Origin of the sequence: Geomonas silvestris, assembly GCF_014193515.1 — a bacterium.
In the GTDB taxonomy this organism is placed as follows: Bacteria; Desulfobacterota; Desulfuromonadia; order Geobacterales; family Geobacteraceae; genus Geomonas; species Geomonas silvestris.
Map to the genome: position 1 here is coordinate 302,496 of NZ_BLXX01000004.1, position 21,854 is coordinate 324,349.

Below are 21,854 nucleotides of genomic sequence, written 5' to 3' on the forward strand. Positions count from 1 at the left end.
GCACCGTCCAAGGGACATGCGGCACTGCGCGTGGGCGCCTGAAAAAGCGTGGCACCGGACGCAGCACTCCCCGGCTCCGGCCCCTGCTGATCCGGCACAAGAATCGGGCGATCAGGGCGCAAGCGCAGACTAAAGGCAGCTCAGCTGGCGCGTGCAGCAGCGGGTACGGGGCGTGACGGGGAATTTCGGACAGGGCTTCAGTGAGGAGACGGCGATCCACCCCGTGGCACCCAGGAACTCGCTGATCAACCCGTTGTCGATCAGCTCTTCCAGCTTGGACGCCAAAGCAACGGTTACACTCTGATCGGGGCAGCGCACGAGGATTACCATGACAAGTCTCCTGGGCCGTCAAAAAACGGCGCTAGATGCAGCTGTTACGGGGTAGTGGCTTCAGTGGGGAACAACTCAGTTTTATACACAACCTGCGATCAATAGTAAAGTTTAAAATACACTAACCATATCCGATACCCTGGCCTCACCAGGATCCTCACCCAGCGCGCCCCTTCAGCGGGGTCATCGAGGCCTGCCAACCTGCGGCCTGCGCAAAGAGGGGTGGCTCAAGGTCCGGCTCACTTTCGGTTGAGCCACTCCCCAAGGCAAAAAATGAGGGGCGCCCTTTAAAGCACCCCTCCCTTTCCAGCTTCGCTCCATCTTGTCCCGATCCTGCGAAAGTCCTCCCAGCCGCTGAGAAGCCTCTCGTTTCAGGCCCCGCATTCCGGGCGATCAATCCACACACCCTTCAGAGCCTTATCTGCTACTTCCTCAACCTCAACCTTAACCTGTTTCAAGCCCCCAGCGCGTGCTGCAGGTCCTGGTCCGCGGTGGTGATCGGGCCCAGGTCGTAGTTCTTCACCAGGACGTCCAGAACGTCGGGCGAGACGTAGGCCGGCAGGGACGGACCCAGCCGGATCCCCTTCACATCCAGGTAGAGCAGGCTCAAAAGGATGACGTGGGCCTTCTGCTCGTACCAGGAGAGGATCATGGAGAGCGGCAGGTCGTTCACCCCGCAGTGGAAGGCCTCGGCGAGCCCGGTGGCGATGCGGATCGCGGAGTAGGCGTCGTTGCACTGCCCCACGTCCAGAAGGCGCGGGATCCCGCCGATGTCGCCGAACTCCAGCCGGTTGAAGCGGTTCTTGCCGCAAGCCAGGGTCAGGATCACGCAGTCCTTGGGAACCTTCTCGGCAAGCTCGGTGAAGTAGTTGCGCCCGAACTTGGCGCCGTCGCAGCCGCCGATCAGGAAGAAGCGCCGGATGGCGCCGTTTTTCACCGCATCGATGACCCGGTCGGCCACCTTGAAGACCGCCTCGTGCCCGAAGCCGACCAGGATCTGCTGCCCCGGCATCTCGGGGAGGTCGGGAAGCGCGAGCGCCTTGTCGATCACCGGGGTGAAGTCGTACCCTTCCAGATGCGGGATCCCCGGCCAGGCCACCTCGCCCCAGGTGAAGAGCCGGTCGGTGTACTCGCCGGCGGGCTTTTGGATGCAGTTGGTGTTGAAGACGATGGCCCCCCTGAAGTCGGGGAGTTCCTTCACCTGGTTCTGCCAGGCGGTGCCGAAGTGCCCGGCGAAGTGGGGGTACTTCCTGAGGCCCGGGTAGCCGTTGGCCGGGAGCATCTCGCCGTGGGTGTAGACGTTGATCCCCTTCCCGTCGGTCTGCTTCAGGATTTCCTCCAGCATCGGGAGGTCGTGCCCGGAGACCACGATCCCCTTGCCGCGCCGGGTTCCCAGGTTCACCAGCATCGGCTCGGGAGCCTGGAAGCGCTGCTCGTGTCCCTGGTAGAGGAGCTCCATGGTGCGCAGGTTCCACTTGCCGCATTCAAGCGAGAGGTTCACGAAGTCGTCCAGGGTGGCCTGCGGGTTCTCGGTCATGGCCATCGAGCGGTGGATGAAGGCGTAGATCTCGTCGTCCTCCTGACCAAGCTCCGTGGCGTGCCAGGCAAAGGCCGCCATCCCCATCAGCCCGGAGATCAGGATCTCGATCCCGGAGAGGATGTTGGGATCCTGGTGCCAGGTTAAGACGCCGTGCTGGCGCCCCTGTTCGACGAGCCCCTGGGTGTCGCCCGCCGGGGTCCACTGGGCCGGCCCCTCGGTCAGTTCCGGTGCGGCGCTCCCGTTCTTTGCCTGGAAGGCGTCCTGGTAGAGGACTTTGGCCCGCTCCTTCATCAGGTGGCACTTCCTGAGCCGGCGCGCGATGTCCTCCGGGTCGAAGTTCACGTTGGTCACCCGGGTGAAGAAGCCGTCCAGCATGAAGCGGTCCACCTCTTGGTCCTTCTGCCCCAGCCGGCGCGCCTGGTCCGCGTAGAGCGCGACCCCCTTCATGCCGTGGATCATCAGGTCGAGCAGCGCGGAGACCTGCGGGTCCTTGCCGCAGTTCCCGATCACGTCGCACCCCACCCCACGCGCCGCCTGTTCGCACTGCCGGCAGAACATTTCCTTTTCCATAGTTCGTCCTCTCTTAAGATTAGAGTTTGCCAACCGGAAGAGTGTTGCAGATGCGGCGAGATTTTCAAGGATGCGGGGCAGAAAGGGGCAGATAAGAGGGGAAGGAGAGCGGCGGGTTACCAGGGGGATCTGTCGAGGGAACGAGCAAAGTTCTTGTCCACGCAGTTTTGTGGCCGAATTCTCGTCCCCCCCTTTGTGAAGGGGAGGACGTGACGCCAGCTGGATGGCCTGCATTTGGGAAAGTACCTTAGTTTGGGGAATGGCCCGGCGAGCCGGTTGGCGCGCAACATGCGCCATCCGGTGCATCAGAGGTCGATGAGCTCGAAGAGGAGTTCCACCAGTTCGGGGTCCAGGTTCTTCCCCTTCATGCTGGTCAAAAGGGCGCGCAGCTCGGCGCCGCAGAGCCCCTTGCGGTAGGGGCGGTCCATGGTGAGAGCGTCGCAGATGTCGGCGGCCGCCACGATCTGGGCCGGCAGGGGGATCAGGTGCGCCTTGAGGCCGAAAGGGTAGCCGGTGCCGTCGAAGCGCTCGTGGTGGTAGAGCACGATGTCCTGCACGGTCTTCGAGAGGTTCGCCTTGCGCACCACCTCGGCCCCCCATTCGGGGTGCTTCATGACCACCTTGAACTCGTCCTCGCTGAGCGCCCGCTCCGCGTTCAGGATCGCCTCGGGAACCCCGATCTTGCCGCAGTCGTGCAGCCAGCTGCCGTAGCGGATCTCCTTGCGGGTGCGCTCGGGGATGTTGCGCGCCTCGGCGAGCCTCAAGGCGAGCGTGGCCACCCGGTCGCAGTGCCCCTTGGTGGAGGCGTCCTTAAGTTCGATGGTCTGGGCCAGGGAGTGCAGGATGAACTCGTCCTCGCGCTGCAGGGACTGCAGCACCCGGTAGCGGCGGATGCCGTCCTTCACGGCGAGGAGCATCTCCGATTTCTTCCACGGTTTCAGGACGAAGCGGAACACCTCGCCCGAGTTGATGGCCGCGAGTGCGGTAGCGAGGTCGGCGCTGCCGGTCATCATGATCTTCACCGTGTGCGGCGAAATCTCCTTGATGTGGCTGAGCAGCTCCACCCCGCGCATCCCCGGCATCTCGTTGTCGGAGACCACCACCGCAACCGCCTGTTCCTCCACGATCTGGAGCGCCTCGAGCGGCGAATTGGCCGTCAGCACGTTCAGGCCGCGGTTGCGGAACATGGCGCTGGTATAGGTCAGCACGCTTTTTTCGTCGTCGACAAAGAGCACGGTTTCCTGACTCATGCGCTCCCCTCCCCTGTCGACGTTACAACTCCCTTACTCATTGCGAGCTCCGATTCACAACCTGCGTTTGCCGGCACTGGATGAGACGGCCAGAGCCGGCTTGTAGACTCATCGGCAGGGTGCCACAAAACTGAAACGAAATCGGGGAATATCAGAAAATCTAAGCTATGCATGACGCAGCTGTGTCTAAACGGCCACTCATATGACGAGCGTTGCCCCGTTCAGCCCGGCAGGACTGCAAGAGGTTGCTGGGTGAGAGGTGGAAAAGGGGAGTTTCGGAAGCGGGTGCAGCAGGGCGCCTCAGCCGTGCAGCAGGCGCAGCTCGTAGCTGAGCTCCTCGGCCTTGTACGGTTTGGCGACGGCGGCACAGAAGCCGTACTCCTTGTGCCGCGCCATCACCGGATCGTAGGAGTAGCCGCTCGAGACGATGAGTTTCGCCGCGGGGTCGATGGCGAGGATCTGCTGGGCGACCTCCACCCCTCCCATCCCGCCGGGGATGGTGAGATCGAGGATCCCGGCCAGGAACGGCTCCCCCGCCTGGAAGCGCTCGCGGTACAGCTCGACCGCCTCGGCCCCCTCCGCGCAGACCACCGTCTGGTACCCCAGGAAAGCCAGGGTCTTTCTGGAGAACTCGCGGATCATCTCCTCGTCGTCCAGGATCAGCACGGTCCCGCCCGGTCCGGCGGCAAGCGGCCGCACGGGGAGCGCCTCCTCCGCCGGCTCGCCCGCACCCGCGGTCACCGGGAGGCAGATGGTGAAGGTGCTGCCCAAGCCCGGGGTCGACTCGACGGTCACGTGCCCGCCGTGCTTGTAGATGATCGAGTGCACCGAGGCGAGCCCCAGCCCCGTGTTGGTCTGCTTGGTGCTGAAGTACGGGTCGAAGATCCGGGCGAGGTCGGCCTCGGCGATGCCGTGCCCCTGGTCGGCAAAGGAGATGCTCAGGTAGGTTGCCAGCTTGCCGTGGTTGGCATCCTGGCAGCAGCGCGACCCGGCCTCCGCGCTGACGGCGATGGTCCCCCCCTCGGGCATCGCCTGCATGGCGTTCAGGACGATGTTGCTGAAGGCCTGGATCAGCTGCCCCTCGTCGCCCCGGATCTGGGGGAGCCCAGTGGGGAGCTTCAGCTCGCAGCGCACGTTGGAACCGTTCAGGGTGAGCGAGACCGCCTCCTCGATCAGCCTGCCGAGCGCCACCGGCTTTTTCACCGGGGCTCCGCCGGTGGCGAAGGTGAGCAGCTGCTTGGCCATCCCGGCGGCGCGCTGCGACGCCTTGGTGGCGAACTGCAGGTACTCCTGGGCGCGGTGCCCGGAGTCCACCAGGTTGGCGGCCAGCGAGATGAAGCCGAGCACCCCGGTGAGCGCGTTGTTGAAGTTGTGCGCGATCCCCCCCGCCAAGACCCCCAGCGACTCGAGCTTCTGTACCTTGATCGACTGCTCCTTGATCAGTTCGCGGTCGGTGAGGTCGATGACGATGAAGATGGTCTCTTCGCCGTGGCGCTGGTTGGACAGGATGACCCGGCGCACCCGGCCGTTCCTGCAGGTGACCCGCGCCTCGAGCGGCTCGCTCTGCTCTCGCGCGAGCGCCTCGGCCTGGGCGCGCGACATGGCGAGGTGGTACTCGGGATCCGGGAAGACCCGGGCGAACCAGTCGTCGATGCTCCCGATCTCGTCGATCCCGTACCCGAAGCATTCGGCGAAGAAGCCGTTTAAGTACTGCACCCGCCCGTGAAGGTCGGCGGTCAGCACCCCCACCGGCATGACGTCCATGAGCGCCTTCAGGGTCTGTTCGGAATTGCGGGCGGTCTGCTCGGCGTGGATGCGCTCGGTGATCTCCTGTTCCAAAAGCGCGTTGGTCTGGGAGAGTTCCTCCTTGGCCTGCACCTCCATCTCGATGGAGGCGACCAGCTGCCGGTGCAGGCGCTGGTTCTCGGCCTGGCGCTGCTCGAGGGTCTGGGCGAGCCCGTTGAAGGCCTGCGCCACCCGCCCCGACTCGTCGCTGGAGACCACCTCGATGCGCGAGGAGTAGTCACCTTCCTTGATGGACTGGACACCCTTGACGAGGGCGTTATAGGAGCGCGTCACCCGCCGCAGGACCGGCAGGCTCAACCCGGAAACCGCCAGCCAGAAGCAGAGGGTAAGCAGGCCGGAGAGCACCACGTCGTGGTAGAGGGCGAGCTTCAGATCGTCGGTCTGCCGCACGACCTGCACCGTACCGATGAGCGCACCGCTCCCCGGGACCGGGAGCCCGTTCTCCAGGGAGGGCTCGGAGGCGAGGCTCAAGACGTCCTGGGTCTCGGAGATCACCCTGCCGGCAAGGGGGACATCGACGGCGGGAAAGCGGGCCAGCACCCGGCCGTCCACGGTGCGGATCACCACCTTGGCGATGCCGGGGACCTGCCCCGCCTTTTCGGCAACCGAGAGGAGCGCGTCCACGTTTTCGGCGAAAAGCGGCAGGCGCACCGCGTCGGCCAACTGCCGGGCCAGGAGGTGCACCTCTTTTTTGGCGTGTCGGCGCAGGGTACTCGCCTTGTCGAAGCTGTGCAGGGTGATGAAGAGGCAGGAGATCAGGAAGGTCACCACCGTAAAGATGGTAAAGAGCGTGGTCTGCAAACTTCCGGTGCGGTTCGAACCTGGTTGAGTTTGCACAGCTATCCTCCGGCGGCGCTACTTCCTGATGAGAGATTGGATCAGTTCTAGCGGGTAGTTGAGGCGTTTGGCGACCGCCTCGTTGGCCTTGAGCGTCACCCGGCGCGGCGCGGCGAAGGCGGGATCGGGCACCTCGCCCTGGACCAGCTGTTGCGCCATCTCGCCGGTCTGGCGGCCCAGGTCGAAGCGGTCCACCTCGAGAGCCACCAGGGCCCCCAGTTTCAGGTGCGCCGCGGAGAAGGAGAGCACCGGCACCGCCTGGGACTGCGAGAACAGGAAGTAGGCCTCCAGCGTCTCGCTGGTCACCGCGGTCGGATCGGGCAGGAGCCAGAGCGCATCCACCTTCCCTTTCAGGCTCTCCAGCTGGGCGATGGTCTGGCGTGGGTCGTGGACCTCGCGGGTCACCAGTTCCATCCCGTGCTGGCGTGCCGCCTGGCGGGCGAGTTTCAGGTACCACTCGCTGCGCGCCGGATTGTAGACGATGCCGATCCGGTGCGCCCGGAGCCTCTTGGCTACCAGGAGGTACTGCTCGGGCTTCACGGCGAGCCCGACGCCGGCCACCGGTCCGTTGTGGTTCCCAAGCCCCAGCGCCATGAGCGAGATGACCGGGGTGCCGCGCACCTTGCGCAGGGCGGAGAGTGCCGTGTCGCCGACGGCGACGATGAGGCGCGGGCGTTCCTCGCGGACCACACGCGGCAGGTCCGGGTCGGCGTAGTCGGAGAGCACCAGGGTGCGCGAGCGGGCGGGGAAGCTCTCCCTAAGACCGCGCAGCGCCTCGTCGTAGAGCGGCGAGCGCAGGCTCTGCACCACGAGGATGTCGCTGGCGAAGGCGCCTGACGCGGTGACCAGGAGGGTCAGTATGAGAAGGAGGAGCGCTCTCAAAACTTGAACCTCGCTCCGCCTTCCAGCCAGCGTCCGGCATTGGTGTACAGGGTGGTGTTGGTGGTCTGCACACCGCCAAAAAGGTTGTGCCCAGAAAAGAACAGTTCCGGCGAAACGGGGTTGTTCGGGAAAAGCGTCCAGGTCAGGTGGAGGTCCCAGATCATGCCGGCAGATTTCGCCGCATACCCCGGGGCCTCGTTCCAGATGACGTAGTTGGAGGTCAGAGCTCCCCTAAGCCCCAACCGGTTCTCGTCATAGTTCAGCCCGAGCTTGATTATGTGGGGAGGAACGGTCTGCTGGCTGTCCGTTTCCAGCCGTTTGCCGGTGCTGACGTCCTTGGCAAAAAGGTAGGTATAGCCGCTGGACAGGGAGAGTCCGTAGACCGGGACCGTTTTCGCTTCCAGCTCAAACCCCTGGCGGTTCTGGTCCGATACCGTGGCGCTACCCAACGACTCGTTATTCCTCAGGGCGTTGAAGAAGTAGGTCCCCTTAAGCCAGAGGTAGGGGACGAGACCGGTCTCGATGCCACCCTGAACGGTCTTCACCTTTTGGACCCCGGTGTCCGCAGCCAGCATGGGGAGCGAGAAGCCGCGTGCGCCGTAGGCGCGCACGGTTGTCTTTTCACCCAACTGATAGGTAAGCCCAAGGCTGTAGCTCAGGTGTTCCCCGGAGATCCCGGTGATGTCGTAGCGCACACCGGGCAGCACAGAGAAATCGCCAAAGGTGAAGGAAGCGTTCCCGTACCAGGCGTACTGGTCCCAGGTGCGCACGTAGTAGGGGGGATCGGAGCTCAGTTCGTCCCGGGAACTCGCATGCACGTGGGCGTATTCGAACCCCGAAACGAGGTTGGTTTCCCGGTCGCCCAAGGTGACATTAGCATTGAGGCCGCGACTGTTTTCCCGCACCGCGACATCGTTGCTGAAGGAAAGGACGCCGTTTCCGTCGAAGCCGCCGTATTTGGTGTGATCGGCACGCCCGGTCAGGTACCCCAAAACCTCGAGATTGACCCGGTTTGCCACGGGCTGTTGAAGTTTAAGGAAACCGTAGGTGCGACGGTTAAAGTTGTCGTCATGCACAACGCCCCAGGGCGGCAGGTCGCCTTCATCGAGCCCGGGAGCGGCGGTGAGGTGCGAAACGCCGGCGGTGAGCAGCCCGTTACCGGGAAGATTCAAGGAGAACTTGCCGTAGAGGTTGTCCACCCGGGTCCCGGTATTGGGGGTAAGACCGTCGGAGCGCAGGTGCCCGGCATTGAGATAGTAGCCGAAACGCTCCTTGGTACCGCTTACTTCCCCTGTGGTATCTGCCGTGAATCGGGAACCGATCGAGGCGGAAACTTGACCGGAAACCTCACGCTCCGGATTGGGGCTCTTGGTCACGATGTTGATGACCCCGCCAAGCGCCGAGCCCCAGGAACCCGAGGCGGCACCTTTCACGATCTCGATCCGCTCGATCTGCTGCACCGGGATAAGTCCGGGAGAAACGAAGTTCTGGTTGAAGTCGTTTTGGCGGATCCCGTCGATCAGCACCAAAACCGTGGAGTTCAACGCTCCTTGAATGCTGAAGAAGCTGAAGCTGCTGGGGGTGCGCAGGTTGAAGTCAAGCTGGATACCGGGGACCGTCTGCAGAACCTCGGCGAGTGTGTGTGCGTTGAGCCGGGCGATATCCTCAGCCGTGATGACTGTGACATTTTCGGCGATTTTGGAAATGGGACGGGGGATGGGTGAGGTAGTGACAACATTCTCTTCGTCGTCAAACAGTTGAAGTATCCTGCCATCATCTGTCTCCTGGCCGTAAACGGCCCTCACAGTCGTAGTCGATACGACAATGAGTAAGAAACAAATCTGAAGGAATCGGCAGTACCTCAAAAAGGACCTCAAGAAAAACAAGAAAGTGACGATAGCAGCAAACTACTTACTGATTGTTAGTATTTCAACATCCTTCGGGATGACCAATAAAACAAAGGAGAAACTAAATGGAAAACAACGACCAAGAATTCGTAATCATCGAAGAAGGCAGTGAGCACTCCGAAGATCTCTTCGCGTGCTGCACTTCCGGTAGCGCACGGCTGTAAGCATTCAGGTAGTGGAAGGGAGGCTATCTCCCTTCCCTTCCCCTCAACCGACGCGCCCATGGCTTCCGTCACTCCCTCATTGAAAGGGTCCTAACAGCGGAAGCACGATCATAAAATTAAAATCTTGAGAGGGGCATGGCGACGACACCCGTTTGAGCGTCGCGGATGGCTCGCTAATGAAGGCAGAACCTACCACACCGGCCAGCCCCATGTAAACACTTTCATCATAAGGAAGTCTTGTCGAAATATGGCTCATGATCGTTCTCTCGCGGCGGTCCGGCGCAGACTCTGAGGAACACCGATGCATTTGCAATTGTCTCGTTACGTTAAGATCTACCCCTTGTCAGACGGCTCTAACAATTTCTTGGTCTATTCCACTAAAAAGGGTTCGCTGGTGCGGCTCTCCAAGACTCTCCTCGACGCCCTGAACCAAGGGACGCTGAGCGAAGAGCACTGCGAGGCTCTGCGCCGTGTGGAGATTTTGGTGGACGACCCGGCCGCCGAGCGCGCCGCCATGGAATCGCTGGTCAGCCGGGCCAACCAACGCAACAACAAATTCAAGGCCATCGTAGTGCTGAACCTCGATTGCAACCTCGCCTGCCCCTACTGCTACGAAGATTTCTACCGCGGCAAGAAGTACATGGACGGCTCGGTGGCCCGACAGACGGCGGAATACATCATCCGAGAGCAGGTCCAGCGGGGACGCGACGTGAAAATCGGTTTTTACGGTGGAGAACCGCTGCTCAGCGTTCCCACCATCCGCGCCATCGCCGCACCGATTCAGCAGGCGGCGCGGGAGGCAGGTGTCGATTTCCGTTTCGCCCTTACCACCAACGCAACCCTGCTCAACCGCAAAACGGTCGAGCAGCTACTCCCCTTGGGGTTGAGGGAGGCAATTGTCACCCTCGACGGCACGCGTGAGATCCATAACCGGCAGCGCCCCTTCGTTTCCGGCAAAGGGAGCTTCGACACCATCGTCCACAACATAAAAGCGGTCTGCGATCTCATCACCGTCCAACTTGGCGGAAACTATTCGCAGGAGGAGTTCCGCGACTTTCCCAAGATGTTGGACCACCTGCTCGCCGAAGGGGTCGGGCCGGAGCGGGTCGGTTTCGTACAGTTTGCCCCGATCACCGCAAAGTCAGGGCAAACAACCGGCGCAGACACCCACGGCACCTGCGTCTCGGGCTCTGAGGCCTGGGTTTCCGAGGCCGCTCCGTTTCTGCGTGAAGAAACCCTCAAGCGCGGCTACGCTACCTACCGTCCCGCCATGTCGGCATGCATGGTGGAATTCGAAAAGGACCTGGTCATCAATTACGACGGCACTCTCTTCAAATGCCCCGCCTTCATCGGATGGCCCGAGCTCTCCATCGGCACCTTGAGCGAAGGGGTCAAGGACTACCGCGAGAGCCACAATCTCGACGTCTGGAAAAACGATGAGTGCCTGGACTGCCCCTACCTGCCGCTTTGTTTCGGCGGCTGTCGCCTGTTTACCCAACTGCGCAACGGGTCCATTGACAGCGTCGACTGCCGCAAAGCCTACTACGACCAGACGCTGGAAGAGATCCTGCTCCAGGACCTGCGCTACGCGGGCAAGACCGCCTGCACGTCGCGCTTCGCCTCCGCCCCGGCCAGCTGAGGAGGGTGGGGCTTCCCTCACCCCGGTATCCGCACCGGAACGTGCCCCCACCCTCCCTTGTAGCTGACGCCTTTCGGGCAGCAGCGGCGCCACACGCCGCTTAAGGCCCTCCACTACCTCCTGTCCGCACCTCGCCTGTCGGAATCTTCGTACTTTAGAAAAGGTCAGCATTCGACGATGGGGAAGGGAGTGTGTAACGGTTCACAGACCGTTCCGAGGAAAACGGAGTCAGCGTCCCAAACGGTACTGCGCGGACAGCGGCCCTCTTTTCGGTCGGACGCAGCGGGCGTTGCAAACACCTTCATGAAACAGCAGTTGCACAAATCGCGGGCAGGGAGAACTCAATGAGAATCGGGGTAAGACTAGGTATCGGCTTTGCAGCCATCATCGTCATCATGCTGGCAGTTAGCGCATTCACGGGCAACAGGCTTTCCTACATCAACCAGAAGGTCAAGGTCATCACCGAGGACGAGTACCCGAAGACCGTGCTGTTGAACCAGGTCAGCGAGAACATCAACGTCATCGCCAGGGTAATACGCAACGCAGTCATCATAGAGGACCCCGCAGAAGCCAAGAAAGAGCTGGACCGGATCCCGCCCCTCAGCGCCCAGACCGTGCAGTGTTTCGAGAAACTCGGGAAGGTTGCCCACACCCCGGAAGAAAAGGCTGCTCTCGAGGAGATCAACGCCGCCCGAGCCCCCTACAAGAAGGCTCAAAAAGAGGTAATCACGCTCATCGATGCGGGGAAGAAGAAGGAGGCAGGGCAGCTCCTGCTGGACCAGTACCGCACGGCGCAGAACCAGTACATCGCCGCGTTGAAGAAGATGATCAGCGTACAGGAGAACGATCTCACCAAGGCAGGCAAGGCGGTCGAGGATGCTTACTGGTCCACCAGGAACCTCAGCTTCTGTTTTTCCGCGCTGGCCTGCCTGCTAGGAGCGATCTTCGGCTTCCTCGCCACCCGCAGCATCACCCGCCCGGTGGCCCAGTTGGTTGCCGCCAACGCACGGCTGGCCCAAGGGGATCTCACCGTCAACATCGAGCTTGAAAGCCGCGACGAGGTCGGCCAACTGGCCGACTCCTCCCGCACCGTGGTCGCCAGCATGCGCGCCATCCTGGGCCAGGTCGCCGACGCCTCGCAATCGGTGGCCGCAGCCTCCCGGCAGCTGCAGCAGACCGCGCAGCAGATAGCCAGCGGCACCGACGAGATGGTCTCCGAGATCAGCACCGTCGCGGTCGCCAGCGAAGAGATGGCTGCCACCAGCAACGACATCGCCTGCAACTGCGGCATGGCCGCCCAGAGCTCGCAGTCGACCAGCAGCTCCGCCGGCAAGGGGAGCGCAGTGGTCCAGGAGACCATCGCCGGGATGGGGCGCATCGCCGAGCAGGTCAAAGCGAGCGCCCAGACCGTGGAGAGCCTGGGGGTGCGTTCCGAGCAGATCGGTGAGATCGTGGGGACCATCGAGGACATCGCGGACCAGACCAACCTCTTGGCCTTGAACGCGGCCATCGAGGCGGCGCGTGCCGGAGAGCAGGGGCGCGGCTTCGCCGTGGTAGCCGACGAGGTTCGTGCTCTTGCCGAGCGGACCACCAAGGCGACCCGCGAGATCTCCGGGATGATCCTGAGCATCCAGAACGAGACCAAGGCGGCGGTAAGGGCCATGGAGGAAGGCGTGGCCGAGGTGGAGCGCGGTGCCGCCAGTTCCGAGAAGTCCGGCGAGGCGCTGGAGGAGATCCAGAGCCAGGTGAACGAACTCTCCCTGCAGATCAACCAGATCGCGACCGCGGCGGCCGAGCAGACCGCAACGACCAGCGAGATCACCGCCAACGTGCAGCGGGCGAGCGGCGTGGTCCAGGAGACCGCCCGTGGTGCCGGCGAGACCGCCGCCGCCTCAGCCCAGTTGGCAAGCAGCGCCGACCAGTTGCAGGACCTGGTGCGCCGCTTCAAGCTCGCCTGACGGCAACCAAGAACCGGGGACTGGCACCACAAGCCAGTCCCCGGTCCAGTCCCAGCCAGTTCCCGCCCTCCCCCCCCTCAGTTCTCAGCCATCCGTTCCCCGTTCCCCGTTCCCCGTTCCCCGTTCCCCGTTCCCAGCCCCTCCCGCATACCCTTGCCTGTACGAAAAACCCTGATAGCCTTTGCGCTTGTCAATTTACAATCCCACATCACCTGCAGGAAGTTCAGGATCGAGCGGCTCACGCCTTGTGCCGACGGACCCGGTCCACACCCAAGGAGGAGTCATGAAGTACACCGTTCATTTCGATCCCGTGGTCCCACGCCAGGCGGTCTCCATCCACGCCTGGGAGGAGAGCTCCGCCCTTCGCCGTTGTAAAGTAAATCCCCGATCTCGGAGCATTGGGCAAAAATAACACAGGATCGCGCTACCCCCTTTCCGTTACCGGCGCTACACTTGGACAGTCTTCGGGCACCGGGCGAACGGCGGTGGCGGCGGTTTTCTGCCGCGCGCCGCAGGCGCCGAAAAACGTCACACCTTTTCAGCTCAAAGGAGGAGATGAAATGCAGAAACGTGTACTGGGAAAAAGTGGTTTGGAGGTTTCGGCACTGGGGCTGGGCTGCATGGGGATGAGCTTTTCCTACGGTCCCCCCAAGGATCAGAAGGAGATGACCGCCCTGCTCCAGGCCGCCGTCGAGCGCGGCATCACCTTCTTCGATACCGCGGAGGTCTACGGGCCGTTCATCAACGAAGAGCTGCTTGGCGAGGCACTCTCGCCGTTGCGCAACAAGGTGGTGATCGCCACCAAGTTCGGCTTCGACCTGAACCCGAACGCCGACGTGCGCGGCATGACCGGCTCCCCCGCCCTGGACAGCCGGCCGCAGCACATAAAGGAAGTCGCCGAGGCCTCGCTCAAGCGGCTGAAGATCGAGGCCATCGACCTCTTCTACCAGCACCGGGTCGATCCGGCGGTCCCCATCGAAGAGGTGGCCGGCGCGGTGAAAGAGCTGATCCGGGAGGGAAAGGTGAAGCACTTCGGCCTCTCCGAGGCGGGAGTCGACACCATCCGGCGCGCCCACGCGGTGCAGTCGGTTACCGCGGTCCAAAGCGAGTACTCGCTGTGGTGGCGGCGCCCCGAGGAGGGGCTTTTGCAGACCCTCGAAGAGCTCGGCATCGGCTTTGTCCCCTACAGCCCGCTGGGGAGGGGTTTCCTCACCGGCAAGATCGACGCGAACACCAGCTTCGACAGTTCCGACTTCCGCAGCAGCCTGCCACGCTTTACCGCCGAGGCGCGCCAGGCGAACCAGGCGCTCGTCGACCTGATCGCCGGCATCGCGGACCGCAAGCGCGCCACGCCCGCCCAGGTGGCCCTCGCCTGGCTTTTGGCCCAAAAGCCCTGGATCGTCCCGATCCCCGGCACCACCAAGTTGGAGCGGCTGGAGGAGAACATCGGGGCCGTGTCGTTGCAGCTGAGTCCCGACGACCTGCGCGAGATCGAGGAGGCTTCCTCCAAAATCCACATTGAGGGAGAGCGCTATCCGGAGAAGTTGGAAAAGATAACCCAACGCTAGCCCGCCCGCTCCAGGGCGGCGACCTGAAACACCCCGGCTGCCGCTCGGCACATGCGACACCAAACGTGACGCAGGATCGATGTCGAGGAGCTGCGAACCAAGAAGTAGTGACCAGAGGGGCCGACGCGCTCGGCCCCTCCAGTTTCCTACACTACCTCAATATAGGGGCGCATGGCGATGCGGCACTCCTGGCGCCCGCCCGATCTCACGATAGAGCTTAGGGCGGCCACGATCGCCTCGGCGGCGTCGTCCGAGGAGATGATCTCCAGCTTTACCTTTTCGGCGACGTTCGCCACCAGCTTGGCGCCGCGAAAGACCATCACCCTCCCCTTCTGGTGGCACAGGATGGAGCTCTCCATGAAGTCCACCACTCCCAGCTCCTCGAGAACGCCTCGGACCTCCTGTACCTTCAACGTGTTCACCACGGCCTCGATCAGTTTCATGACACCCCCCTTGCACGCTGTGCTGGACCTGCAGCTTTGCCGTTTCATGGGATATACCAAGGAAACTTCCCCGATGAGCCCTTGCGGATCGAGCACTTATCAGATTCAGCACAGCCTCGGCTGGCGCCGCTGCCGCTAACTTGTGCAGCGAGGCGACCGCTGCCCGGCAAAGCGGCAGTTTCAGAACTTGTAGGTGACCCAGGTGGTCAGGTAATCGACGTCCCGTCCCGGACCGGATTCACGCAGAAACGGACCGGCCAGGAAGTGGGCGTAGATTCCCACCAGGCTCAGGTGGCGCTGCACGTTCCATTCGCACTGCAGCTGCGGCTGGCTTCCGATGTAGCGGGCGGAACTGGTCCGGCCCGAGCGCACCAGCACCACCGAGTTGTTGTAGATGCCGTCCTGGATGCTCTCGCGCCAGAAGAAATCCCAGTTGATGCTTAAGATGACCCGCTGGGGAAGGTGGAATTCGGCCGAGGGGTTGAGGTTTATGAAGTTGCTTGGTCCGATGAGCCCGTTCTCGCTGAAGTAGGCTCCCTTGGGAAAAAGTGGATTGAAGGTCTCCAGGTTACGGTTATTCGGATCGCGGTCGCCGCTGGCGACGTCGGCCTTCAGGGCGAGGCGTGGGGTGGTGGGAAGCCCCTCCAGCCAGTATCCCGTATCGGAAGCCGCGGTCCAGGCCCGAATGGAACCGTCGCCGAAACTCCCCCACTGGTAGAGGAACTCGAAGTTATAGTCCAGGGGCTTTGCGCTACGCCAGATGCGGGTACCGATGGAGTGGCGGGTCTCGCGGGCACTCCCCTGATCGAAGACCGCCTGTTTCTTGTAGAGACCGAGGTAGTAGAGGTCCAGGCTGGTCCTGGTTCTTTCCGGCAGCGCGACCACCGAATAGGCGCCCCACAGCGCCTGGTTGTGGTTGGTGGGGTCGTCGAAGGTGTAGCGGTTACTCTGTACCGGCCGGGTGGCGAGGCCGTCCAGCGCGAGGCCGCCGGCGCGGTACATGATCCGGAAGCCGTCGAAGCTCTGGCGTACGTTGGGTCCCTCACGTACCGAGACGAGACGCTGGGAGCCGAAGCTCAGCTCCTGCCGCCCGGTGCGCAAGGTCACGGTCCGCTGCGGGTCCCTGACGAGATCGAGATCGAGAAACCCCTGGTGCAGGTCGAGCTGGTTGCGGTCCACGCCAGGTCGGGGGCCGCCGCTGCGGCCATACTCCAGGCTGCTTTGCAGCTGCCCGAACAGCCGGACCCGCTCGCCCAAATGCAGATCGGCATGGAGGAAGTAGCGCTGCAGCGAATAGCCGCTGTCCTGAGGTTGTTCCCGCCAGTTGTAGTTCTCGAAGAACTCGTAGCGCTCGCGCAACTCGCCGCCGAGGCTCAAGTACCAGTCCCCTTCCCTGTTGAGCGGCAGGTACTTGACCGGGTCCCAGAAGTCGGTCCTCCGCGCGGGATCCTTCAGGTAACGGTAATCTTCGTCGGCCCGGTTCAACTGGTAGTGTGGCACCTGCGGCTCGGTCTCCTGGGCAGCGACCACGGTCGGTGTCCAGGAAGCCAGGAAGAGCGCTACGACACCCGTCAGCAGCAATCGGCTCATGTTCCCTCCCCCTCTTCAGCGGTTCCGATCACCAAAAGCACCGGGAGTGCCACCAAGTCCTTGGCTCACGTCTTCAAACGAGCCGCGGCTCGGGATCCTCACTCCCTCACTCCCAGATCCCTCCCCCCTGATCCCCTGTCCCCAGCCCCTGCCACTAAAACGCGAAGCAGTCGCAGCCGATCCCCCACAAAGGGAGGTGCCGCCGTTCCGCGCGACTCGCCGCAGTGCAGCCGCAGGACAGACTGCCGCCCCCCTGCTTGGCGTGCCCGTCGGCCGCCGCGTGGTGGTATCCACCGTAGTGCCCCACCGGCGACCAGTCCGGGCTTACCGGCGAGGACGGGGGTGCGAGGTTGCCGAACTTTCCTACCCCGTAGACCACCTTGCCGTCCACCATGGTCAAAAGCGACTCGATCCCCTTGATCTCCTGCTCCGGAACGCCCAGATAGTCCGCGGAGAGCACCGCGAGATCGGCGAACTGCCCCGGGACAAGCCGCCCCTTCGCGTCCTCCTCACCCGAGAACCAGCTGCTCCCCACGGTGTAGAGCCTGAGGGCCGTGAGGCGGTCCAGTCGGTTTTTTTCCGGGTACAGCTGCAGCCCCCCGACGGTTCGGCCGGTCACCAGCCAGTACAGAGAGACCCAGGGGTTGTAACTCGCCACGCGGGTCGCATCGGTACCGGCACCAACCGGGATCCCCATCTCCAGCATCCTCGTCACCGGTGGGGAGTGCTCCGCCGCCTCCCGACCGTAGCGCTCTCTGAAATACTCGCCCTGGAAGGCCATGCGGTCCTGGATGGCGATGCCGCCTCCCAGAGACCGGACCCTTTCCAGGTTCCTGGGGGTGATGGTCTCGGCGTGATCGAAGAACCAGCGCAGGCCGTCGAAGGGGACCTCGCGGTCGACCGACTCGAACACGTCGAGGAACCGGCTGATCGATTCGTCGTAGGTGGCATGCAGCCGGAAGGGCCAACGGCGCTCCGCCAGCAGGCGCACCACCCGGGTCAGCTCCTCTTCGAGCTGGGGTGCCAGGTCGGGGCGCGGCTGCAGGAAATCCTCGAAGTCGGCCGCCGAGAAGACCAGCATCTCTCCGGCGCCGTTGAGGCGGTAGAAGTCGTCCCCCTGCCCCGGCGTCACGGAATTCACCCAGGTGCTGAAGTCTTCCAGCTCCGCCTTGGGGTGCTGGGTGAAGAGGTTGTAGGCGATGCGCAGGGTCATCTCGCGGTCCCGGGCCAGTTGGCCGATCACCTGGTAGTCGTCCGGGAAATTCTGGAACCCTCCTCCGGCGTCGATGATGCTGGTGAGCCCGAAGCGGTTCAGCTCGCGCATGAAGTGGCGGGTCGAGTTGACCTGGTCTTCGAAGGAGAGTCGGGGCCCCTTGGCGAGGCTCGCGTAGAGGAGCATCGCGTTGGGCTTGGCGATGAGGAGCCCCGTCGGGTTGCCGGCGCGGTCGCGCTCGATCTCGCCCCCCGGCGGGTCCGGGGTGTTGCGGTCGTAGCCCAGTTGGTTAAGCGCCGCCTTGTTGATAAGCGCGCGGTCGTAGAGGTGCAGGACGAAGACCGGGGTTTCGGGGGCAGCTTCGTTGATCTCCGCGAGGGTCGGCATGCGGCGCTCGGCAAACTGGAACTCGGTCCAGCCGCCGATGACCCGCACCCACTGGGGCGGGGGCGTGCGTTGTGCCTGATCGCGCAGCATCTTGAGGGCGTCGGCGAGGGTAGGAACCCCGTCCCAGCGCAGTTCCATGTTGAAGTTGAGGCCGCCGCGGATCACGTGGAGGTGTGAGTCGTTGAGTCCCGGGATCACCCGGTGCCCCTTCAGGTCGATGCGCTGCGTCTGTGCGTCGGCAGTGTCGAGGAGTTCCTCGCCCCCAATGGCCGTTATGCGTCCCTCGCTGACGGCGACGGCCGATACTTGCGGAGTATGCTCATCCAGAGTCGTAATGGCTCCGTTGTATAGAATGGTCTGTGGTGCGTTCATAACTCCCTCCCTGCGAAGAGCCGTCACCGCACACCCACCGGAAAGGGCAGGCCCGCCGGCAAAGGCCGGCGAGCCCGTCATCGGTTGGGTCCCGTGTGATCACACGGCAGGGCCGCAAGCGGCTCTCCGCTTCCGGTACTCTATGATCACTTGCCGAGGTCCTGTTGCCCCTCGCTGGCATGTTCGCCGAGCATGGTCTTCGCGTAGTTGATGCCCAGACCGTAGCCGCCGGCATGCTCCTTAGCGAGGGTCATCACGGCGTTGTAGGTCTCCTGGCGCGCCCAGTCGCGCTGCCACTCGAGCATCACCTGGAGCCAGGTCATCGGGACGGCGCCGGCCTGAATCATCCGCTGGATCGCCATCTCGTGCGCCTCGCTGGTGACCCCGGCAGAGGCGTCGGTGACGATGTAGACCTCGAAGCCGTCGTCGAGCGCCGAGAGGGCGGCGGTTGCGAGGCACACCTCGGTCCAAAGCGCCGCCATGACGACCTTCTTGCGATCCGTCGCGCGTACCGCCTCGACCACCTTGGGATCTTCCCAGCTGTTCATGGTGGTGCGGTCGATGGGATCCTGCTTGGGATAGACCTCCTGGATCGTAGCGAAGAGCGGGCCGCTGAAGCTTTTGGCCGCCACGGTGGTGAGGACCACGGGGACGTTGAAGATCTTCGCCGATTTGGCGAGGCCGGTTACGTTGTTGATGAGCAGTTGAACATCCATGGAGTGGGAAGCGAAAGCCATCTGGGGCTGATGATCGATGAGCAGCAGTGCGGAGTTCTGGGGGGTCAAAAGGCGTGGGCTCGGCCCACCCTTTGCGATCGAGTTTGCCATGGTAGTGCCTCCTTTAGTTGCACCTGTCGGCCGATTGCCGACTTCCACATTTTACTCCTGTTGCCGCAAAGGGGCCCCCCCCTTTCTTTGGCGATACTTTGCGCCCTGCGCCAGCCGCAGCGCTGCAGGCAGCTCCGCCCGCGCCGAGGCCCTCAAAGGACCGTCGAAAGCCGGCGGCCGGCTCGGGACGCTGCCGGGTAGGTGCTTTTTCAGGATGGGGAGTAAGGAGACGGGGGTTGGGGAAAACCGGCGGCTCAGAGCACAAGGCCCGGCAACGCGGCTGAGGCACCCCGCAGCGCGGCCTGCTTGTAGGTGGAAGGGGTGACGCCGAGACACTTCTTGAAACTCTTGGTGAACTCACTTTGGTCCGGAAACCCGGTCTTAAGCGCGACCGCCGAGATGGGGAGGTGCTTGCTCCTTAAAAGGCGGGCCGCCAGGTCGATGCGCCGTTGCATCAGGTACTGGATCGGCGTGACGCCCAGGTATTTCTTGAATTCCCGGCAGAAGTGAAACTTGCTGAAACAGGCCTCCTCCGCAAGTCGCTCCAGCGAGATGGGGGCGGCAAGGTTCTCTTCCAGGTAGCGGATGGCAGCACGAAGCCTTTCGGGCAACTCCTCGGGGATGGCCGGCGCACCCGCCTCCCCTTCCCGCCAGGCAAGCCCACCTGCCGCCGCTCCGCAGCTCTCCTGGTACCTTTCCAGCGCCCGGTCCAGGCACTCCACCAGGCGCTCGAACGAGATCGGCTTGGTGAGAAAATCGGCCGCGCCCAACTTCATGCATTCGACAGCGGTATCGAGCTTACTGGAACCGGTAACGATGACCACGCTCATGCAGGGGCGGCAGGCGCGCACCATCTTCACCAATCCGGTACCCGAGACCCCGGGCAGGTGCAGGTCGAGCACCAGTGCCCCGACCTCGTTGCCTGCCAGATACTCGAGCGCAGCTTCACCGCTGCCTGCGGCGACCACGTTCGAGTACCCTTTGCGCTTTAAGAGCGACTCAAGCAAGGCAAGGCATTCGACATCGTCCTCGACGATGAGGATGGGCAGGCTGTCTTTGCTCACCGGTATTTTCATCTTTTACTCAAAAAACGTCGGATATTTCTGACTCAACTTGAAGGAAAATACATTAGATACTGCTTTGTCAGCGCCCGCACTATATCTAATCTATTTGTTGTTGTCAAACTACTTGAGCGTTATCACTGTGCAGTTACTACGCTTAACATTAAATGAATCTTTATCATAACCGCAAAAGGGTTCCCCGCCGACAATTGTCAGACAAGGAACCCTTTCATCCTACGTTAATACAGCAAACTTTTTTCTGCGCTATTTCAGGACCAGGCTAACTCCCGTTATGTCGACCCCGTTTACGTCGGTGATCTTGACGCTCCCGGCAGCCAGGGCGAAGTCGGCCGCCGTCACGGTCGCCCCGTTCACCACCTCGTAGGACAAGGTGGCGATGTCGCCGGTGCCGAAACCGGTTGCGGAAGCGTTGAACACCAGGCTGAAGCTCAGCATTCCTTGCGGCGCCTGGAAGTTGGCCAGTGACGTGGTGCCGCCTGCCGCCAGCGCGGCATCGGTGAACTCGAACTGTTTGGCCAGGACCTGCCCGGTGCTGTCGGTCAGAAACGACACGCCCAGCAGGTTGTTGGCGGTGTTGACCGGCAGTACCAGGTTACCCTGGACCGAGTGGATCCGGGTCCCGGTGGGAAGGGTCCCGGCAATCGACAGGGTGAGCGTCTGGGACTTCTTCCCGACGGTGGCGAACTGGTCGCGGGCCGCCGAGAAATCGGTGGAGAGCGGCAGCGCGGCGAGGGCGTTTTGGAAATCGCTGATCGCGGTCGTGCTCATGCTGCCGTTGGTTTCTGCGCCGGCTACCTCGGTCTCCATGCTGCTCAGCCCGCTCTCCAGCTTGTCGAGGTCGGTCGCGCCGGCAGCCGTAGAGCACATGGTCGAGAAGGCCGACAGGGCCAGGGTATAGGCCTGGGCCTCCTGGCTTGCGTTGGCCATGGAGGCGTTGTCCGCGCGTACCGGTTCGATCCCGACCACGTCGGAGATCTTGAAGAGGTCGTCAACCAGATGGTTGGCGCTCGTCATGGCGGCGGGAGTGGTGGGGGCGCTGCCGTTGCCGCTTGCCTTGCGCCAGGCAAGTTCGGTAAGGGGGGTGACGGCCACGGTGCGGTTGTTGTGGGTCGAGTTGTCGACCACTTCCACCATCGCGTGCAGGGGCTTCGCCGGGGCGATGCTGACCGAGTGCCCGGTGGCCTCGTCGGTGTAGGTCCCGCTCGCCTCTACCAGGATCGCGCCGCTGTAGGATCCCAGCGAAGCGCTGTAGGTTCCATCGATGCTGGTGGGAACCGGTCCTGCCAAAAGGGCACCCTTAGCACCAGTCGGACTGACGGCGAACACCTTCACGGATCCGGGGTAGATGATCCCCGCGGCTGCCGTGCCGCGGATCGCCGCCGGCTGCCCCCCCTGCACCGTAGTTCCCCCTCCGGAGCCGCCGCACCCGAAAAGAGCGATCGTTAAAACTGCCAGTATCCATCTGCCAAAATTTTTCATAGCACTCTCC

Annotated in this window: 15 protein-coding genes; 3 read left to right on the top strand and 12 right to left on the bottom strand. The window is 63.0% G+C overall.

Translation table 11 applies throughout. From position 1 onward, the window contains the following. Positions 1-129: 129 nt before the first annotated feature. The 6 genes from GMST_RS09370 to GMST_RS09395 all read right to left on the bottom strand — a co-directional run bounded on the left by GMST_RS09370 (position 130) and on the right by GMST_RS09395 (position 9,020). A complete protein-coding gene (locus tag GMST_RS09370; RefSeq protein WP_183354371.1) occupies positions 130-330 on the bottom strand; it encodes a GSU3473 family protein in 201 nt (66 codons plus the stop codon). A gap of 454 nt (positions 331-784) precedes the next feature. After that, positions 785-2,440 (bottom strand): hydroxylamine reductase, encoded by a 1,656-nt coding sequence (hcp, locus tag GMST_RS09375; protein ID WP_183354372.1) that lies wholly within the window; start codon positions 2,438-2,440, stop codon positions 785-787. Between the two features lie 305 nt (positions 2,441-2,745). After that, positions 2,746-3,690: an HD domain-containing phosphohydrolase gene (locus GMST_RS09380; RefSeq protein ID WP_183354373.1), complete on the bottom strand. Its 945-nt coding sequence runs from the start codon at positions 3,688-3,690 to the stop codon at positions 2,746-2,748. Between the two features lie 300 nt (positions 3,691-3,990). Continuing rightward, entirely contained in the window at positions 3,991-6,333 is a 2,343-nt protein-coding gene (locus GMST_RS09385) for a hybrid sensor histidine kinase/response regulator (RefSeq protein WP_183354374.1), read from the bottom strand. Between the two features lie 18 nt (positions 6,334-6,351). After that, positions 6,352-7,215, bottom strand: a complete 864-nt coding sequence (locus tag GMST_RS09390; RefSeq protein ID WP_183354375.1) for an ABC transporter substrate-binding protein — start codon at positions 7,213-7,215, stop codon at positions 6,352-6,354. Continuing rightward, positions 7,212-9,020, bottom strand: a complete 1,809-nt coding sequence (locus GMST_RS09395; RefSeq protein WP_183354376.1) for a TonB-dependent receptor plug domain-containing protein — start codon at positions 9,018-9,020, stop codon at positions 7,212-7,214. The genes GMST_RS09390 and GMST_RS09395 overlap by 4 nt, the downstream gene beginning before the upstream one ends. A 567-nt stretch (positions 9,021-9,587) precedes the next feature. Here GMST_RS09395 and gptM point away from each other — a divergent pair. From gptM to GMST_RS09410, 3 genes are all read left to right on the top strand, one after another. Then, positions 9,588-10,925, top strand: coding sequence for a geopeptide radical SAM maturase (gene gptM / locus GMST_RS09400; RefSeq protein ID WP_281380013.1), 1,338 nt, complete (start codon positions 9,588-9,590; stop codon positions 10,923-10,925). A gap of 344 nt (positions 10,926-11,269) precedes the next feature. Then, positions 11,270-12,883 carry a methyl-accepting chemotaxis protein gene (locus GMST_RS09405; RefSeq protein WP_183354377.1) on the top strand — a complete coding sequence of 538 codons (1,614 nt, stop codon included), beginning with the start codon at positions 11,270-11,272 and terminating at the stop codon, positions 12,881-12,883. 560 nt (positions 12,884-13,443) lie between these two features. Beyond that, positions 13,444-14,451, top strand: coding sequence for an aldo/keto reductase (locus tag GMST_RS09410; RefSeq protein WP_183354378.1), 1,008 nt, complete (start codon positions 13,444-13,446; stop codon positions 14,449-14,451). A 146-nt stretch (positions 14,452-14,597) separates the two neighbouring features. Here the strand turns inward: GMST_RS09410 and GMST_RS09415 are convergent, their stop codons facing one another. From GMST_RS09415 to GMST_RS09440, 6 genes are all read right to left on the bottom strand, one after another. Beyond that, positions 14,598-14,894, bottom strand: coding sequence for a P-II family nitrogen regulator (locus GMST_RS09415; protein WP_183354379.1), 297 nt, complete (start codon positions 14,892-14,894; stop codon positions 14,598-14,600). A gap of 180 nt (positions 14,895-15,074) precedes the next feature. After that, entirely contained in the window at positions 15,075-16,484 is a 1,410-nt protein-coding gene (locus tag GMST_RS09420) for an alginate export family protein (protein WP_183354380.1), read from the bottom strand. 154 nt (positions 16,485-16,638) lie between these two features. After that, positions 16,639-18,456, bottom strand: coding sequence for an amidohydrolase (locus GMST_RS09425; RefSeq protein ID WP_183354381.1), 1,818 nt, complete (start codon positions 18,454-18,456; stop codon positions 16,639-16,641). Positions 18,457-18,602: 146 nt separating this feature from the next. Next, on the bottom strand, positions 18,603-19,283 hold the full coding sequence (locus GMST_RS09430; protein WP_183354382.1) for a hydrolase: 681 nt from the start codon (positions 19,281-19,283) through the stop codon (positions 18,603-18,605). A gap of 254 nt (positions 19,284-19,537) precedes the next feature. Next, the gene (locus GMST_RS09435) at positions 19,538-20,359 is read right to left on the bottom strand and encodes an AraC family transcriptional regulator (protein ID WP_183354383.1); all 822 of its coding nucleotides are present in this window, start codon (positions 20,357-20,359) and stop codon (positions 19,538-19,540) included. Positions 20,360-20,608: 249 nt separating this feature from the next. Beyond that, a complete protein-coding gene (locus tag GMST_RS09440) occupies positions 20,609-21,844 on the bottom strand; it encodes a hypothetical protein (RefSeq protein ID WP_183354384.1) in 1,236 nt (411 codons plus the stop codon). Positions 21,845-21,854: the final 10 nt, after the last annotated feature.

Bases quoted from the DNA above. Each gene is read 5' to 3' on its own strand.
- hcp (WP_183354372.1), bottom strand. From the start codon at position 2,440: ATGGAAAAGGAAATGTTCTGCCGGCAGTGCGAACAGGCGGCGCGTGGG.
- GMST_RS09370 (WP_183354371.1), bottom strand. From the start codon at position 330: ATGGTAATCCTCGTGCGCTGCCCCGATCAGAGTGTAACCGTTGCTTTG.
- GMST_RS09380 (WP_183354373.1), bottom strand. From the start codon at position 3,690: ATGAGTCAGGAAACCGTGCTCTTTGTCGACGACGAAAAAAGCGTGCTG.
- GMST_RS09425 (WP_183354381.1), bottom strand. From the start codon at position 18,456: ATGAACGCACCACAGACCATTCTATACAACGGAGCCATTACGACTCTG.
- GMST_RS09440 (WP_183354384.1), bottom strand. From the start codon at position 21,844: ATGAAAAATTTTGGCAGATGGATACTGGCAGTTTTAACGATCGCTCTT.
- GMST_RS09405 (WP_183354377.1), top strand. From the start codon at position 11,270: ATGAGAATCGGGGTAAGACTAGGTATCGGCTTTGCAGCCATCATCGTC.
- GMST_RS09420 (WP_183354380.1), bottom strand. From the start codon at position 16,484: ATGAGCCGATTGCTGCTGACGGGTGTCGTAGCGCTCTTCCTGGCTTCC.
- GMST_RS09430 (WP_183354382.1), bottom strand. From the start codon at position 19,283: ATGGCAAACTCGATCGCAAAGGGTGGGCCGAGCCCACGCCTTTTGACC.
- GMST_RS09410 (WP_183354378.1), top strand. From the start codon at position 13,444: ATGCAGAAACGTGTACTGGGAAAAAGTGGTTTGGAGGTTTCGGCACTG.
- gptM (WP_281380013.1), top strand. From the start codon at position 9,588: ATGCATTTGCAATTGTCTCGTTACGTTAAGATCTACCCCTTGTCAGAC.
- GMST_RS09415 (WP_183354379.1), bottom strand. From the start codon at position 14,894: ATGAAACTGATCGAGGCCGTGGTGAACACGTTGAAGGTACAGGAGGTC.
- GMST_RS09435 (WP_183354383.1), bottom strand. From the start codon at position 20,359: ATGAAAATACCGGTGAGCAAAGACAGCCTGCCCATCCTCATCGTCGAG.